Raw genomic sequence first — 13,348 nt, 5'->3', positions numbered from 1 at the left:
GCTCAGATGTCCCCGGCGCCGTCCAGGATGGGACGGATCACCACCGGGTAGTCGGGCGCCCCTGCGGGCTGGGGGCAGCGGGCGATGCGCGCGGCGATCTCCGTGACCCGCTCCAGGCTCGCGCAGTCCAGGACCCAGTAGCCGGCCAGCAGCTCCTTGGTCTCGCCGTACGGCCCGTCGGTGATCACGGGCTTGCCGTCCGCGTCCAGGCTGACGTGCCGGGTCTTCCCGGGCTCGGCCAGGCCCTGGCCGTCGACCATTTCGCCGCTCTCGGCGAGGTCGTCGTTGATCGAGGTCATGAAGGCGTACATCGCCTGGATGTCCTTCTCGTTCCAGGCTGCCGGGGACGCCGGGGAGGTGTTGCCCCGCATCGCCTCGTAGTCCGCCTGCGAGCCCTGCACCATCACCAGGTACTTCATCAGTCCGCTCCTTCGGTTCGGACCGCCCTCGGCGGGCGGCTCTCACGGGTACGTCGGAGCCGGGCCGGGGTTCTCGACACAGGCTTCAGGACTTTTTTGCGGCGGTCTTGTTCGGCTTGGTCTTCGCGGGTTCCGCGGCGGGCTCGGGGCCCGTCTCGACGGATGCCGCGCAGTGGGGGTTGTGACAAGGTCCCGGTACCCACCTCGGAACCCATGCGCCCAGCGTCTTGTGACGCTTGACGACCGTTTCGACGGACTGTCCACAGGCGGGACAGACGTGCTTTTCGCTGTCCATGCCCCAAGCCTAGAGCGGCAGGGGCCTCAGCGCTCCCTGCTGTACGTCCGCACGAGCGCGCCGTTCTTGAACGTGCGCACATCGTCGAGCGCGAACTCCGTGACTCCGAGGCCGGACCCGAACATCGGCATGCCCGTGCCGTACACGATCGGGTAGGACTTGATGACGAGTTCGTCGATCTCGTCGAGCAGTTCGCCGGCGAGCTGCGATCCGCCGCACAGATAGATGCCGAACTCGCCGTCCTCCGCCTTCAGTTCGCGGACCTTGCCGACCAGGTCGTCGGCGATGATCTCCACGTGCGGGTCCGGGGACTCCTTCAGGGTGCGCGAGGCAACGTATTCGCGCAGGTGGGCGTAGGGGCTGGTGACGCCCTCCTTCAGGGCCGTCTCGTAGCTGGCCCGGCCCTGGATGATCGTGTCGAACCGCTTGTTCTCCAGGTCGTCGAGGCCCAGGGCGCGACGGCCGTGGGTGGACACCGTCTCCGGGTACTCGCCCCTGAGGAAGTCGAGGAACTCCTCGTCGACGAAGCGGAGCATGGTGGTCGCGTCGCCGGCCGGGTCGCCGATGAAGCCGTCGAGCGAGCAGGCGACGAAGTAGGTGAGCTTTCGCAAGCCGGCCTCTTTCCGTAGGGTGCCGGATGAACCACTTCAGTTATAGTACTTCACTTGTAGTGGTTGCAAGCGGATTTCCGATACTGATTCAAGTGGGAGAGAGGATTCCGCATTGGCCAGGAATCCGGAGCGCAGGGCCGCGCTGGTCGACGCCGGGGTGCCGGTGGGCACCGCCTCCAACTACTTCACCGGGCGCGATGGGGTATATCGCCCTGCTGGAGATGCGCCTCGAAGCCACCCGGCGCCCCGAACTGCTCGCCTCGTTCACCAAATCGGTGCGCGCGGACCTCGAGTACGGCATGGATTTCCACCGCGACGCCGTGCTGTATCTCGCGATGCTCGGGCTGATCCTGGAGCACCTGACCCTGCCGGGGGTGCTGGACGGCGTACTCCAGGGCGTCACAGTGCCCGACGGGCTGGTGGAGCGGATCGTGGCGACGGTGGTGCCGGAGGCCTGATCAGCGGGCCTTGGGCTGCGCGGGTCCGGCGAAGTCAGCCACGGTCCGGCAGCGCCCCGAAGGGGCGCGGGGAACTGCGCGGCCGGCCACGGCGGACCCGCAGACGACCGACGGCCGATCGCGGCACTTCTAGCGGAGCGCCGAGCGGGGTTCGCGCCACATCGGCCACATGGTGGGGCCGTCCGGGAGGGTGAGCGCGCGGCCGGTGAACTCGAAGCCCAGCCGCTCGTACAGCACCCGGCTGCGGGCGTTGCTGGCCTCCAGGTAGGCGGGCAGACCCGCACGGTCACAGCGGTCGAGGGCCGCGGCGATGAGGGCGGTGCCGAGGCCCCTGCCCTGCTGACCGGGGGCCACGCCGATCATCCACAGGTACGCATGTGCCTGGTCCGCGGGGTGGATCTCGGCCATCAGACGGGCGATCAGCTCGACGCGTTCGTTGTCCGGGTCGACGGCCTCGCGCATCTGGGCGGGTTCCTCGTCGGCGGCGTGATCGGCATGGTCGCCGGCCGGGTCCGCCGCGGGCACGGACAGCCAGAGCGCGCAGGCAGTGCCGTCCTCGGTGACGTCGATCCGCCCCTCGGTGAGCACGGCGTCCGTGAAGGCCGCCATCAGCCTGGAATGGGTCGTACGGCGGTACTCGGCGCCGGGGAAGACCCAGCCGCTCACCGGATCGTCCTGGAACGCCTCGTCCAGGAGCCGGACCACCGGCTCCCGGTCGTCCTCGCCCGCCGTCCGGATCGCCACGCCCATGTGTCGCCCCTTCGCCTTCAACCGGCCCTGATCGTATGGCCGTTGAAGCCTATCCGGTGACTGTGCCGGTGAACTGGGCGACAGGAGGCGGGCCCCGCGCACCGTGGGGATGCGCGGGACCCGCCGTGCCGGAGCCACCGGTGACCGTGCGGGGTCAGGAGCCGCACGGGGCCGGTGGCTCCGGGGTCTTTCGGTCGACGATCGCTGTGACGTCGACAGTCGCTGTGACATCGACAATCGCCATGACGTCGACTGCCGCCCGGGGCAGGGACGCGGTCGCCGCGCCCTCAACCGCCGCGCCTCGTCACGAAAACCGTCGCTACCGTCGCTGTGTCCTCCTCAACTGCTGCGCCGTGTCACGAACTCCGCCAGTACTAGCAGGCCGCCTGCCGCCTCCGGGTCCGGTACCGCGCGGGAGAGCTGCCGCATGGCGTGGGCCATTCGGTCGGCCGCCTGGGCCTGCGCCCAGTCGCGCCCGCCCGCCCGCTCCACGGCCAGTACCGTGCGCTCCAGGTCGGCCTCCTGGTACGGCGCTCCGTAGAGTTCGGCGAGTTCGGCGGCGGCCGGGGTGCCGGAGACCAGCGCGGCGACCACCGGCAGCGACTTCTTGCGGACGGCCAGGTCCGCTCCGGCCGGCTTGCCGGTAGTGCAGGGGTCGCCCCATATGCCGATCACGTCGTCGATGAACTGGAAGGCGAGCCCGGCCTCCCGGCCGAACGAGTCCAGCGCCTCGACGTCCTCCTCCGTGACCCCCGCGTACAACGCGCCCAGCGCACAGGCGCACCCGAGCAGGGCGCCCGTCTTCGCCTCGGCCATGTCGAGCACCTCGTCGAGGCCGACCTCGTCGGGCCCGCGCCCCTCCAGGGCCACGTCCGCGTGCTGACCGGCGCACAGTTCGATGACGCAGTCCGCCAGCCGGGCCCCTGCCGCCGCGGACGCCGGATGCGGGTCCTCGGCGAGCAGCCGCAGCGCCAGCGCCTGGAGGGCGTCCCCGGCGAGGATCGCGTCGGCGTCGCCGAACACCGTCCAGGCGGTGGGCCGGTGCCGACGCGTGGTGTCGCGGTCCATCACGTCGTCGTGCAGCAAGGTGAAGTTGTGGACCAGCTCCACCGCCGTGGCCGCCCGGACGGCCGCCGCCCGGGCTTCGGGTCCGCCGAGCGCCGTGGCCGCGGTCAGGACGAGCGCGGGACGGATGGCCTTGCCCTCGTTGCCCGCCGCCGGCGTACCGTCCGCGTGCTCCCACCCGAAGTGGTAGCGCGCGATACGGCGCAGGGAGCCGGGCAGGGACTCGACGGCGGCGCGCAGTACGGGGTCGACCGAGGTCCGGGCGCGCTCCAGGATCGCCGTCGCCTCGTGCCCGTCGAGCCGGTCCGGCCCGCCGTCCGTCCTGTTCCCGATGGGCCCCTGCCTTTCCGGTGGGTCGGCGAACCGCCTTGTTCCGGCGGTGCGTTGCTTCGTCTCCGTCATGAACTCACCCATGGGATCGCCTCGGAGAGTCTGCGGACGGTGGCCCTTCCGCTGCCGCTGGGCGTGTACCCCCAGGGTGTACCCGCCCTCGCGGGCGGGAACACCGCATCCGGACGGGGACGGTCACCAGCGGCCGATCTCGACGTTCTCCAGAACGCCGAGCGCATCCGGCACGAGGACCGCCGCGGAGTAGTAGGCCGTCACCAGGTAGTTGATGACCGCCTGTTCGTTGATGCCCATGAAGCGCACGGACAGGCTGGGCTCGATCTCGTCCGGGATCCCGGTCGCGTGCAGACCGATGACGCCCTGGTCGGACTCGCCGGTACGCATCGCGATGATCGAGGTCGTACGGGCCTCGGTGACCGGGATCTTGTTGCACGGGAAGACCGGCACACCGCGCCAGGTGGGGATGCGGTTGCCGCCCATGTCGACGGTCTCGGGGACGAGTCCGCGCTTGTTGAGCTCACGGCCGAACGCGGCGATCGCGCGCGGGTGGGCGAGGAACAGCTTGGTGCCGCGGCGCCGGCTGAGCAGCTCGTCCATGTCGTCCGGGCTCGGCACGCCGTCGTGCGGCTGGATGCGCTGTTCGTACTCGCAGTTGTTGAGCAGTCCGAACTCGCGGTTGTTGATGAGCTCGTGCTCCTGGCGCTCCTTCAGCGCCTCGACCGTCAGCCGCAGCTGGTGCTCGGTCTGGTTCATGGGCTTGTTGTAGAGGTCGGCCACGCGCGAGTGGATGCGCAGGACGGTCTGGGCCACGCTCAGTTCGTACTCACGGGGCTTGGCCTCGTAGTCGACGAACGTGTGCGGGATGTCCGGTTCGCCGGAGTGGCCGGCCGAGAGGTCGATCGCCTGCTCGCCGTACTTGTTGGTCCGCTGCTCGGGGATCGCGCGCAGTTGCTCGAAGTGGGCGCCCAGGGAGTCGGCGCGCTCCGCGACCTGCTCGACGTCCTGACGGGACAGCACGAGCACCGTGCAGGCGGTGAGCGAGCGGGCGGTGTACTCCCAGATGGCGTCCGGGTCCAGCAGCGCCTGGTCGCCGAAGTGGGCGCCGTCGGCGAGGACTCCGAGGACCGCGTCGTCGCCGTACGGGCCGGTGCCGACCTTCTCCACCTTGCCGTGCGCCAGCAGATACACCGCGTCGGTCGGGCTGCCGAACTCGGCGATCACCTGGCCGGGGGCGAACTCCTGCTGCCGGCACCGCTGGGCCAGCTCGGAGAGCACCTCCTCGTCCTCGTACGACCGCAGTGCGGGCAGTTCACGCAGCTCCGCGGGGATGACCTCGACCCGGTCGCCGGTCTTCACAAACGTCACGCGGGCGTCGCCCACGGCGTAGGTCAGGCGGCGGTTCACTCGATATGTGCCGCCTTCGACGTTCACCCAGGGCAGCATGCGCAGCAGCCAGCGGGAGCTGATCTCCTGCATCTGGGGTGCGGACTTGGTGGTGGTGGCCAGGTTCCGCGCGGCCGCCGTGCCGAGACTCTGCTGCGGCCTGTCCTGCTCGGTGCGGACCTCTTCGCCTACCGACATATGAGAATTGCCCTCCCGGTCATGCACCGGCGCCGATCTGCGCCGGGCATCGATCTGCACGGCAAAGCCTTCCATCACGCAGCGTGCTGGTGCTATTACACGAAAGAGCGGGAATGGATCACGGGTCCGTTGGGCATCGATAGGGATCCTGTCCACCGCCATCACCAGACGGCCGCGCCAGGCGGCCGTCGCGCAGCGCGAAGGAGACGGTCATGGCCCCACCCATGTCCGCGGACAACTTCCTGAAGAAATTGCGAGCGGAAGGCGTCAAGGTCGTCGAGGTCGGCGACTGGCGGCATCACAACCGCAACCACAAGGGTCCCTGGGGACCCGTCCACGGCGTCATGATCCACCACACGGTGACCAAGGGCAGCGCACACACGGTCGATCTGTGCCGGAACGGCTACGAGGGTCTGCCGGGCCCGCTGTGCCAGGGCGTGATCACCAAGGACGGCACCGTCCACCTCGTCGGCTACGGCCGCGCCAACCACGCCGGCCTCGGCGACGACGACGTCCTGCGCGCGGTGATCGCCGAGAAGGCGCTCCCGCCGGACAACGAGGCGAACACCGATGGCAACCGCCACTTCTACGGCTTCGAGTGCGAGAACCTCGGCGACGGCGAGGACCCCTGGCCCGCGGCCCAGCTGGAGGCGATCGAGCGGGCCGCCGCCGCGATCTGCCGCCACCACGGCTGGACGGAGCGCTCGGTGATCGGCCACCTGGAGTGGCAGCCGGGGAAGGTGGACCCACGGGGCTTCACCATGGCGGCGATGCGCCGGCGCATCGGGGACCGGCTGAAGTAGGCGGGACCGGTGAGGTCGGGTGCAGAACCGCGCCCGGCAAGGGGCACGGCAAACGAACCGTCCCTCCAGCGGAGCGCCCAGCGGCGACAATGACAGGGTGCCCGGCCCCGACACGCCCGCCCTCACCGACCTGCACCCCCGCCTCCCCTCACCCGTGCAGGAGGTCGAGGACGACCGCTTCACCCGCCACGGCATCCGCCTGCTCCTCAAGCGCGACGACCTGATCCACCCGGAGCTGGTCGGCAACAAGTGGCGCAAGCTCGCGCCGAACCTCACCGCGGCGGCCGGCCGCACAGTCGTCACCTTCGGCGGCGCCTACTCCAACCACCTGCGCGCCACGGCCGCCGCGGGCCGCCTCCTCGGCGTGCCCACGGTCGGCGTGGTCCGCGGCCAGGAACTCGCCGACCGTCCCCTCAACCCCTCCCTCGCGCGGTGCGCGGCCGACGGCATGCGACTGCACTTCGTCGACAGATCGACGTACCGCCGCAAGACCGAACCCGAGACCCTGGCGGCCGTTCTGCGTGCGTCGGACGCCGAGGACGCGTACGTCGTCCCCGAGGGCGGCAGCAACGTCCTTGCCGTACGCGGCTGTCAGGCGCTCGGCGAGGAACTGCGCGGCCATGCCGACGTCGCCGCCGTCGCCTGCGGTACGGGCGGCACACTCGCCGGTCTGGCCGCCGGACTCGCCCCCGACCAGCGCGCTCTCGGCATTCCGGTCCTCAAAGGGGGTTTCCTGACCGCCGACATACAGGCCCTCCAGGCCCAGGCCTTCGGCGGTTCCCGCGGAACCTGGACCCTGGACGACCGCTTCCACTTCGGCGGCTACGCCCGTACCGCTCCCGCCCTGGACGCGTTCGCCGAGGACTTCGAGGACCACCACGGTCTGCCCGTCGAGCGTCTCTATGTCGCCAAGTTGCTGTACGCCCTTGTCGCCCTCGCGGAAGAGGGCGCCTTCCCGCGGGGGACGACACTGGCGGCCGTCGTCACCGGACGGCCCTTCGGCTGACCACGCGCGCGTGCCGGGAGGCCCGCTACGTCGTCTCCCTGAAGGCCGCCGCCTCCTCCAGGTCCAGCCTGCGCAGCAGCGTCCGCAGCATCTCGTCGTCGATGTAGCGGAGGTCGCGCAGTCTGACGAACACCGCGCGTTCCGCGCCGATCATCTCGCGGGACAGCCGACGATAGGTGTCGTCGACGGTTTCCCCGGTGACGGGGTTGACGGCGCCGAGGCGCTCCCAGACGGCGTTGCGGCGGCGCTCCAGGACGGATCGGAGACGGTCCGCGAGGGGCTCGGGGAGGGCGTTGCGCTCGTCGGTGAGGAGTTCGTCCAGACGGCTCTCGGCAGCCCGGGAGGCCTGCGCCTGGGCGTTCGCCTCGGCCAGCGTCTCGGCCTGAAGGTCCCGTCCGGGCAGCTTCAGCCTGCGGATCAGCGGGGGCAGTGTGACGCCCTGGAAGACCAGCGTCCCGATCACGGTCGTGAAGGTCAGGAACAGGATGAGGTTGCGCTCGGGGAACGGCTCGCCGCCGTGCATGGTCAGCGGGATCGAGAACGCGATGGCCAGCGAGACCACGCCCCGCATCCCGGCCCAGCTGATGACGAACGGCCCCTTCCAGGTCGGGTTCTCCTCCCGCTCCCTGATCCGGGGGGACAGCAGTCGGGGCAGGAAGGTCGCCGGATACACCCACACGAACCGGGAGACCACGACCACGAGGAAGACGGCGACCGCGTACCAGAGGGCGATCGCCCCCTCGTACTCCCCGAGATCCTTGAGGACCACCGGCAGTTGCAGTCCGATCAGCGCGAAGACCGCCGACTCCAGGACGAAGGCGACCATCTTCCAGACCGCGTCCTCCTGGAGGCGGGTCGCGAAGTCGACCTCCCACGCGCGGTGTCCGAGGAAGAGGGCGACGACCACGACGGCGAGAACACCGGAGGCATGCACCTGCTCGGCGGCCGCGTAGGCGACGAACGGGATCATCAGGGAGAGCGTGTTCTGCAGCAGCGCCTCCCTGACGTGGGTGCGCAGCCAGTGGATCGGCACCATCAGCACCAGCCCGATGCCGACACCGCCGACCGCCGCGACCACGAACTCGGCGATCCCGCCGGCCCAGGTGGCGCCCTCGCCGACCGCGGCCGCGAGGGCGACACGGTAGGCGGTGATCGCGGTGGCGTCGTTCACCAGGGACTCGCCCTGGAGGATCGTGGTGATGCGGGACGGCAGCCCCACCCGGCGCGCGACCGCCGTGGCCGCCACGGCGTCCGGCGGCGCCACCACCGCGCCCAGCACCAGCGCGGCGGTCAGCGGCAGGTCGGGCACGATCACATAGGCCGCCCAGCCGACCACGAACGTAGCGAAGAGCACGTACCCGACCGACAGCAGCGCCACCGGCCGCAGTTGCGCGCGCAGATCGAGATACGAGCTGTCGGTGGCCGCCGAGTGCAGCAGCGGGGGCAGGACGAGCGGCAGGACGATGTGGGGGTCCAGCGTGTAGTCGGGCACTCCTGGGATGTACGAGACCGCCAGACCGGCCGCGACCAGCAGCAGCGGAGCAGGCACCGGGGTCCGTCGGGCGGCCGCCGAGACAACGGCGCTGCCCGCCACCAGCAGCAGCAGTGGCATCACGTCCATCGGTTCCCACCCTCGTTTTTCGCGCGATCATCCGCGCGCCCGTCGTACTGTGGCAATCATGAAACAGTGCACGCACGCCGACGAGCTGCCGCACCCGGAGCCCAAGCCACTGACCGACACCTGTCCGGAGTGCCTCGCCGAGGGCTGGCACCCCGTGCAACTGCGGCTGTGTCTCCACTGCGGTCACGTCGGCTGCTGCGACTCCTCACAGGGGAGGCACGCGACAGAGCACCACAAGGACTCGGGGCATCCCATCATGCGGACCCACGAGCCCGGTGAGAACTGGCGCTGGTGCTTCGTCGACCATGTTCTTGTGTGACGCTGTATTCGACGTATTCGACCGCTGATTCGGACGGTTCGACCGTGCGGCGCCTGGGTACGTCAACCCGGCGCGCGCTCTTCCCAATTGGGCCCGCAGACCCCCTAGCCACGGAGCGTATCCGTAGGTTTACTATGAGTGACAGCAAGGGGTTGGGGTCCCGGGGACAGGAAACTTGAGAGCGCGGTAGCGTCACCGCTGAACCACACATCGCGTTACCCCCGGGGGGCGACCCTCGGCCCCGAAAAGCTTGTACCACCTTGGAGGTGAGGGTGTCCCAGATCGCAGGCGAGCCCGCGACCCAGGACTTCGTGGAAGTCCGGCTACCGGCTGCGGGTGCCTACCTGTCGGTGCTGCGTACGGCCACGGCCGGCCTCGCGGCCCGTTTGGACTTCACCCTCGACGAGATCGAGGACCTGCGCATCGCGGTCGACGAGGCCTGCGCGATCCTGCTCCAGCAGGCCGTGCCCGGCTCGGTGCTCAGCTGTGTCTTCCGCCTTGTCGACGACTCGCTGGAGGTCACCGTCTCGGCCCCGACCACGGACGGTCACGCCCCCGCGCGGGACACCTTCGCCTGGACCGTCCTGTCCGCCCTGGCGGGCAAGGTCTCCTCCGCGGTGGACGACGACAAAACCGTTTCGATCAGCCTCTACAAACAGCGCGGCGCGGGACCCGGGCCGGCGTGAAGGACGGGGACGGGCCGGTGCGGGACGAAGAGCGCGGCACACGGGAGCTGCCGGCCGAGGGCACAAGCGGTCCGAGCAGTGCCCGGCGCATGGCTGACGGCATCGACGGCATCCCCGAGCAGGCCCGGCAACACCCGGAGGACGACGCCGACGACACGGCGGCGGCCGGCTTCCTGGACGACGGGCAGCGGGCTCGGGAAGGTGCCGTGCAGAGCGCGCCTCTGGAAGGGCGGGTCGGGGTCTCCCCGGTCCGGGAAGGGGCGGCGGCTCGGGGAAGGGCGACGGGCGGGACGATGAGCGAGCACGAGCGAGACGATCAGCCGAGGGTGCCGAGCGTGCAGGCCCCGCAGCACGACCCGCAGGACCGCAGTGGAGCGCGCGCGATGTTCATCGAGCTGCGCAAGCTGAAGGACGGCAGCGCGGAGTACGCGGAGCTGCGCAACAGGCTGGTCCGTATGCACCTGCCGCTCGTCGAGCACCTCGCGCGCCGCTTCCGCAACCGCGGCGAGCCGCTGGACGACCTGACCCAGGTCGCCACCATCGGCCTGATCAAGTCGGTCGACCGCTTCGACCCGGAGCGCGGCGTCGAGTTCTCGACGTACGCGACCCCGACGGTCGTCGGCGAGATCAAGCGGCACTTCCGCGACAAGGGCTGGGCGGTCCGCGTCCCGCGCAGGCTCCAGGAGCTGCGTCTGTCGCTGACCACGGCGACGGCTGAGCTCTCGCAGCTGCACGGCCGCTCCCCCACGGTCCACGAGTTGGCCGAGAAACTGGGCATCTCGGAAGAGGAGGTCCTGGAGGGCCTGGAGTCCGCCAACGCGTACTCCACGCTGTCCCTGGACGTTCCCGACACGGACGACGAGTCCCCGGCGGTGGCGGACACGCTGGGCGCCGAGGACGAGGCGCTGGAGGGCGTCGAGTACCGCGAGTCGCTCAAGCCGCTGCTCGAGGACCTGCCGCCGCGCGAGAAGCGGATCCTGCTGCTGCGCTTCTTCGGCAACATGACCCAGTCGCAGATCGCGCAGGAGGTCGGCATCTCGCAGATGCATGTGTCACGGCTGCTGGCGCGGACACTGGCACAGCTGCGGGAGAAGCTCCTCGTGGAGGAGTGACGGCCGGGCAGTGACGGCCGGAGAGTGACGGGCTACTTCTGAGGCGCGTTCCCGGGCCCCTGGATGCCGAGGGCCCGGGTCGTCTCGGCGTTCACCAGCAGCACCAGCCCCGTGACCGCCACCAGGGCGAGCGCGATACCGCCGGGGATGGCCAGACTGTCGGCCTGGAGCAGGTTGTAGGCCACCGGCAGCGCCATGATCTGCGTGATGACGGCGGGGCCGCGGCTCCAGCTGCGGCGGGCGAGCAGTCCGCGGGCGGCCAGCAACGGCAGCAGCGCGAGCACGATCAGCGTCACACCGCCGGTGACGGCCTGCTGCCGGTCGTCCGGATCGCCCGCGATCCCCAGGGCCAGTATCCAGACACCGCCGACGACGAGCGCCAGACCTTCCAGACCGGCCAGGGCGGCCGCGTAGGTCAGACGCCGGGGGCGGGGTTCTGCGGCTTCCGGGGCGGAGGTCTGCTCACTGCTCACCCCAGCAGCGTAGCCGCCGTGGTGTCCGCCCCCGTGTCCAGGATCTCTTACCCGACCCCTACCTCGGGCTGGGCCCGGTACCACCCAGTAGGTACGCTGCAACTCATGCGTGCACTCCTCGTGGTCAATCCGGCGGCAACCACCACAAGCGCACGTACGCGCGATGTCCTGATCCATGCGCTCGCCAGCGAGATGAAGCTGGAGGCGGTCACCACCGAGTACCGGGGGCACGGACGCGACCTGGGCCGGCAGGCCGCGGAGAGCGACGACATCGATCTCGTGGTGGCCCTCGGCGGCGACGGCACGGTCAACGAGGTGGTCAACGGCCTCCTGCACGCCGGCCCCGACCCGGACCACCTCCCCCGTCTCGCCGTCGTCCCCGGCGGTTCCACCAACGTCTTCGCCCGCGCCCTCGGCCTGCCGAACGACGCCGTGGAGGCGACCGGCGCCGTACTGGACGCGCTGCGCGACAAAAGCGAACGCGTGGTCGGTCTGGGGCTCGCGTCGGGCACACCGGGCACCGAGGACGAGGCCGTCCCGGCCCGCTGGTTCACCTTCAACGCGGGGCTCGGCTTCGACGGCGGTGTCGTCGGCCGGGTCGAACAGCAGCGGGAGATGGGCAAGAAATCGACACATGCCCTCTACGTCCGCCAGGTCGCCCGCCAGCTTTTCGGCGAGCCCGACCGGCGGCACGGCGCGATCACCCTGGAGCGGGCCGGCGAGGAACCGGTTCCCGGTCTGGTCGTGTCCATAGTCTCGAACACCGCGCCGTGGACCTATTTGGGCAATCGCCCGATGTACGCATCGCCTAAGGCCTCGTTCGATACCGGGCTCGACGTATTCGGTCTGACGCGGCTGTCCATGCCTGCGGTCGCCCGGTATGGGACGCAGTTGCTCAATTCGTCCCCCGAGCACGGACCCCATGGCAAGCACGCTGTGGGCCTGCACGACCTGGACCAGTTCACCTTGCATTCGAAGGCCCCACTACCCCTTCAGATGGACGGCGACCACCTCGGGCTGCGTACGAGCGTGACGTTCACAGGCGTACGCCGTGCACTGCGTGTGATTGTGTGAGCAGAAGAGGCTAAAGTCCTTTCACTCGAACGTTTAGGCCAGGGTCCACCCCATGGAAGTACGGCTGTGACCTAGTCGACACCGAGGAATCAAAAAAAACTTTCCGGAAGGGGTTGTATCCGCCGCTGAGGTTTGCGAGTCTCTACGTGGCGGTCGGGACAGCCCGCAGAACCGGCGTCCACAGATCACCGGAACCCCTCTTCAATCCACAGGACCACGCCAGGGAAGCCTGACGGTCGGCCCTTCACTTGTTGAGGGATTCGTGAAAGCGTTCACATTCACAAGCAACCCGCACGTAATACCAAGGAGAGGTAGCAGCCATGGACTGGCGTCACAACGCCGTTTGCCGCGAGGAAGACCCCGAGCTCTTCTTCCCCATCGGCAACACCGGTCCTGCGCTGCTGCAGATCGAGGAAGCCAAGGCCGTCTGCCGCCGCTGCCCCGTCATGGAGCAGTGCCTGCAGTGGGCGCTCGAGTCCGGCCAGGACTCCGGCGTCTGGGGTGGTCTCAGCGAGGACGAGCGTCGCGCCATGAAGCGCCGTGCCGCCCGCAACCGGGCCCGTCAGGCCTCCGCCTGATACACCCGCCCCGATAACAGCCTGAGCTTGGCGGCGCGTACAGCGAGTACGCATCTCCCGCCCCCGAGCCGCAGCGCGCAGTACCCCCGATGCGCTTACGCTTTGCGAACGAGCAGCAACGAGCACTGGCCCCGGACCACTCAAGGTCC

14 protein-coding genes and 1 pseudogene are annotated in these 13,348 nt (G+C 69.9%); 8 read left to right on the top strand and 7 right to left on the bottom strand.

Annotation, left to right across the window (positions count from 1 at the left end):
• Positions 1 to 2: 2 nt before the first annotated feature.
• Entirely contained in the window at positions 3 to 419 is a 417-nt protein-coding gene (locus tag ACIHFB_RS29035; RefSeq protein WP_365283937.1) for a YciI family protein, read from the bottom strand.
• Between the two features lie 321 nt (positions 420 to 740).
• On the bottom strand, positions 741 to 1,325 hold the full coding sequence (locus ACIHFB_RS29030) for a dihydrofolate reductase family protein (RefSeq protein WP_400128467.1): 585 nt from the start codon (positions 1,323 to 1,325) through the stop codon (positions 741 to 743).
• Between the two features lie 112 nt (positions 1,326 to 1,437).
• On the opposite strand from ACIHFB_RS29030, the pseudogene ACIHFB_RS29025 reads away from it, so the two are divergent.
• A pseudogene (locus ACIHFB_RS29025) lies at positions 1,438 to 1,783 on the top strand (hypothetical protein).
• A 129-nt stretch (positions 1,784 to 1,912) separates the two neighbouring features.
• Here the strand turns inward: ACIHFB_RS29025 and ACIHFB_RS29020 are convergent.
• From ACIHFB_RS29020 to ACIHFB_RS29010, 3 genes are all read right to left on the bottom strand, one after another.
• Entirely contained in the window at positions 1,913 to 2,533 is a 621-nt protein-coding gene (locus ACIHFB_RS29020) for a GNAT family N-acetyltransferase (RefSeq protein ID WP_400128465.1), read from the bottom strand.
• A gap of 339 nt (positions 2,534 to 2,872) precedes the next feature.
• The gene (locus tag ACIHFB_RS29015) at positions 2,873 to 4,000 is read right to left on the bottom strand and encodes a family 2 encapsulin nanocompartment cargo protein polyprenyl transferase (RefSeq protein ID WP_400128463.1); all 1,128 of its coding nucleotides are present in this window, start codon (positions 3,998 to 4,000) and stop codon (positions 2,873 to 2,875) included.
• A gap of 123 nt (positions 4,001 to 4,123) precedes the next feature.
• Positions 4,124 to 5,527 (bottom strand): family 2B encapsulin nanocompartment shell protein, encoded by a 1,404-nt coding sequence (locus tag ACIHFB_RS29010; protein ID WP_365283948.1) that lies wholly within the window; start codon positions 5,525 to 5,527, stop codon positions 4,124 to 4,126.
• Positions 5,528 to 5,739: 212 nt separating this feature from the next.
• On the opposite strand from ACIHFB_RS29010, the gene ACIHFB_RS29005 reads away from it, so the two are divergent.
• Both ACIHFB_RS29005 and ACIHFB_RS29000 read left to right on the top strand, forming a co-directional pair.
• Complete coding sequence (locus tag ACIHFB_RS29005; RefSeq protein WP_365283950.1) at positions 5,740 to 6,330, top strand: N-acetylmuramoyl-L-alanine amidase; 591 nt, start codon at positions 5,740 to 5,742, stop codon at positions 6,328 to 6,330.
• 97 nt (positions 6,331 to 6,427) lie between these two features.
• Positions 6,428 to 7,336, top strand: coding sequence for a 1-aminocyclopropane-1-carboxylate deaminase/D-cysteine desulfhydrase (locus ACIHFB_RS29000; RefSeq protein ID WP_400128460.1), 909 nt, complete (start codon positions 6,428 to 6,430; stop codon positions 7,334 to 7,336).
• A gap of 25 nt (positions 7,337 to 7,361) precedes the next feature.
• On the opposite strand, the gene ACIHFB_RS28995 is transcribed toward ACIHFB_RS29000, so the two are convergent.
• The gene (locus tag ACIHFB_RS28995) at positions 7,362 to 8,957 is read right to left on the bottom strand and encodes a Na+/H+ antiporter (RefSeq protein WP_365283954.1); all 1,596 of its coding nucleotides are present in this window, start codon (positions 8,955 to 8,957) and stop codon (positions 7,362 to 7,364) included.
• 58 nt (positions 8,958 to 9,015) lie between these two features.
• Here ACIHFB_RS28995 and ACIHFB_RS28990 point away from each other — a divergent pair, with 58 nt between their 5' ends.
• The 3 genes from ACIHFB_RS28990 to ACIHFB_RS28980 all read left to right on the top strand — a co-directional run bounded on the left by ACIHFB_RS28990 (position 9,016) and on the right by ACIHFB_RS28980 (position 11,074).
• Positions 9,016 to 9,276 (top strand): UBP-type zinc finger domain-containing protein, encoded by a 261-nt coding sequence (locus ACIHFB_RS28990; protein WP_210585782.1) that lies wholly within the window; start codon positions 9,016 to 9,018, stop codon positions 9,274 to 9,276.
• 272 nt (positions 9,277 to 9,548) lie between these two features.
• Entirely contained in the window at positions 9,549 to 9,962 is a 414-nt protein-coding gene (locus ACIHFB_RS28985) for an anti-sigma regulatory factor (protein ID WP_030784224.1), read from the top strand.
• On the top strand, positions 9,959 to 11,074 hold the full coding sequence (locus ACIHFB_RS28980; protein WP_365283957.1) for an RNA polymerase sigma factor SigF: 1,116 nt from the start codon (positions 9,959 to 9,961) through the stop codon (positions 11,072 to 11,074). The genes ACIHFB_RS28985 and ACIHFB_RS28980 overlap by 4 nt, the downstream gene beginning before the upstream one ends.
• Positions 11,075 to 11,106: 32 nt before the next feature.
• On the opposite strand, the gene ACIHFB_RS28975 is transcribed toward ACIHFB_RS28980, so the two are convergent.
• Positions 11,107 to 11,547: a hypothetical protein gene (locus ACIHFB_RS28975; RefSeq protein WP_365283959.1), complete on the bottom strand. Its 441-nt coding sequence runs from the start codon at positions 11,545 to 11,547 to the stop codon at positions 11,107 to 11,109.
• 105 nt (positions 11,548 to 11,652) lie between these two features.
• Here ACIHFB_RS28975 and ACIHFB_RS28970 point away from each other — a divergent pair, with 105 nt between their 5' ends.
• Both ACIHFB_RS28970 and ACIHFB_RS28965 read left to right on the top strand, forming a co-directional pair.
• Entirely contained in the window at positions 11,653 to 12,621 is a 969-nt protein-coding gene (locus ACIHFB_RS28970) for a diacylglycerol kinase family protein (protein ID WP_365283961.1), read from the top strand.
• Positions 12,622 to 12,941: 320 nt separating this feature from the next.
• Positions 12,942 to 13,199, top strand: coding sequence for a WhiB family transcriptional regulator (locus ACIHFB_RS28965; protein ID WP_016639615.1), 258 nt, complete (start codon positions 12,942 to 12,944; stop codon positions 13,197 to 13,199).
• Positions 13,200 to 13,348 lie beyond the last annotated feature (149 nt).

Source organism: Streptomyces sp. NPDC051963, assembly GCF_044593495.1.
Lineage (GTDB): Bacteria > Actinomycetota > Actinomycetes > Streptomycetales > Streptomycetaceae > Streptomyces.
Note: the sequence above shows the minus strand (reverse complement) of the source record. Positions and strands in the feature narration are given on the sequence as shown.

What these genes read in the sequence shown, in the direction of transcription:
- ACIHFB_RS29035 (WP_365283937.1), bottom strand. Translation starts at nt 419, where the DNA reads ATGAAGTACCTGGTGATGGTGCAGGGCTCGCAGGCGGACTACGAGGCG.
- ACIHFB_RS29020 (WP_400128465.1), bottom strand. Translation starts at nt 2,533, where the DNA reads ATGGGCGTGGCGATCCGGACGGCGGGCGAGGACGACCGGGAGCCGGTG.
- ACIHFB_RS29015 (WP_400128463.1), bottom strand. Translation starts at nt 4,000, where the DNA reads ATGACGGAGACGAAGCAACGCACCGCCGGAACAAGGCGGTTCGCCGAC.
- ACIHFB_RS29010 (WP_365283948.1), bottom strand. Translation starts at nt 5,527, where the DNA reads ATGTCGGTAGGCGAAGAGGTCCGCACCGAGCAGGACAGGCCGCAGCAG.
- ACIHFB_RS29005 (WP_365283950.1), top strand. Translation starts at nt 5,740, where the DNA reads ATGGCCCCACCCATGTCCGCGGACAACTTCCTGAAGAAATTGCGAGCG.
- ACIHFB_RS28995 (WP_365283954.1), bottom strand. Translation starts at nt 8,957, where the DNA reads ATGGACGTGATGCCACTGCTGCTGCTGGTGGCGGGCAGCGCCGTTGTC.
- ACIHFB_RS28990 (WP_210585782.1), top strand. Translation starts at nt 9,016, where the DNA reads ATGAAACAGTGCACGCACGCCGACGAGCTGCCGCACCCGGAGCCCAAG.
- ACIHFB_RS28970 (WP_365283961.1), top strand. Translation starts at nt 11,653, where the DNA reads ATGCGTGCACTCCTCGTGGTCAATCCGGCGGCAACCACCACAAGCGCA.
- ACIHFB_RS28965 (WP_016639615.1), top strand. Translation starts at nt 12,942, where the DNA reads ATGGACTGGCGTCACAACGCCGTTTGCCGCGAGGAAGACCCCGAGCTC.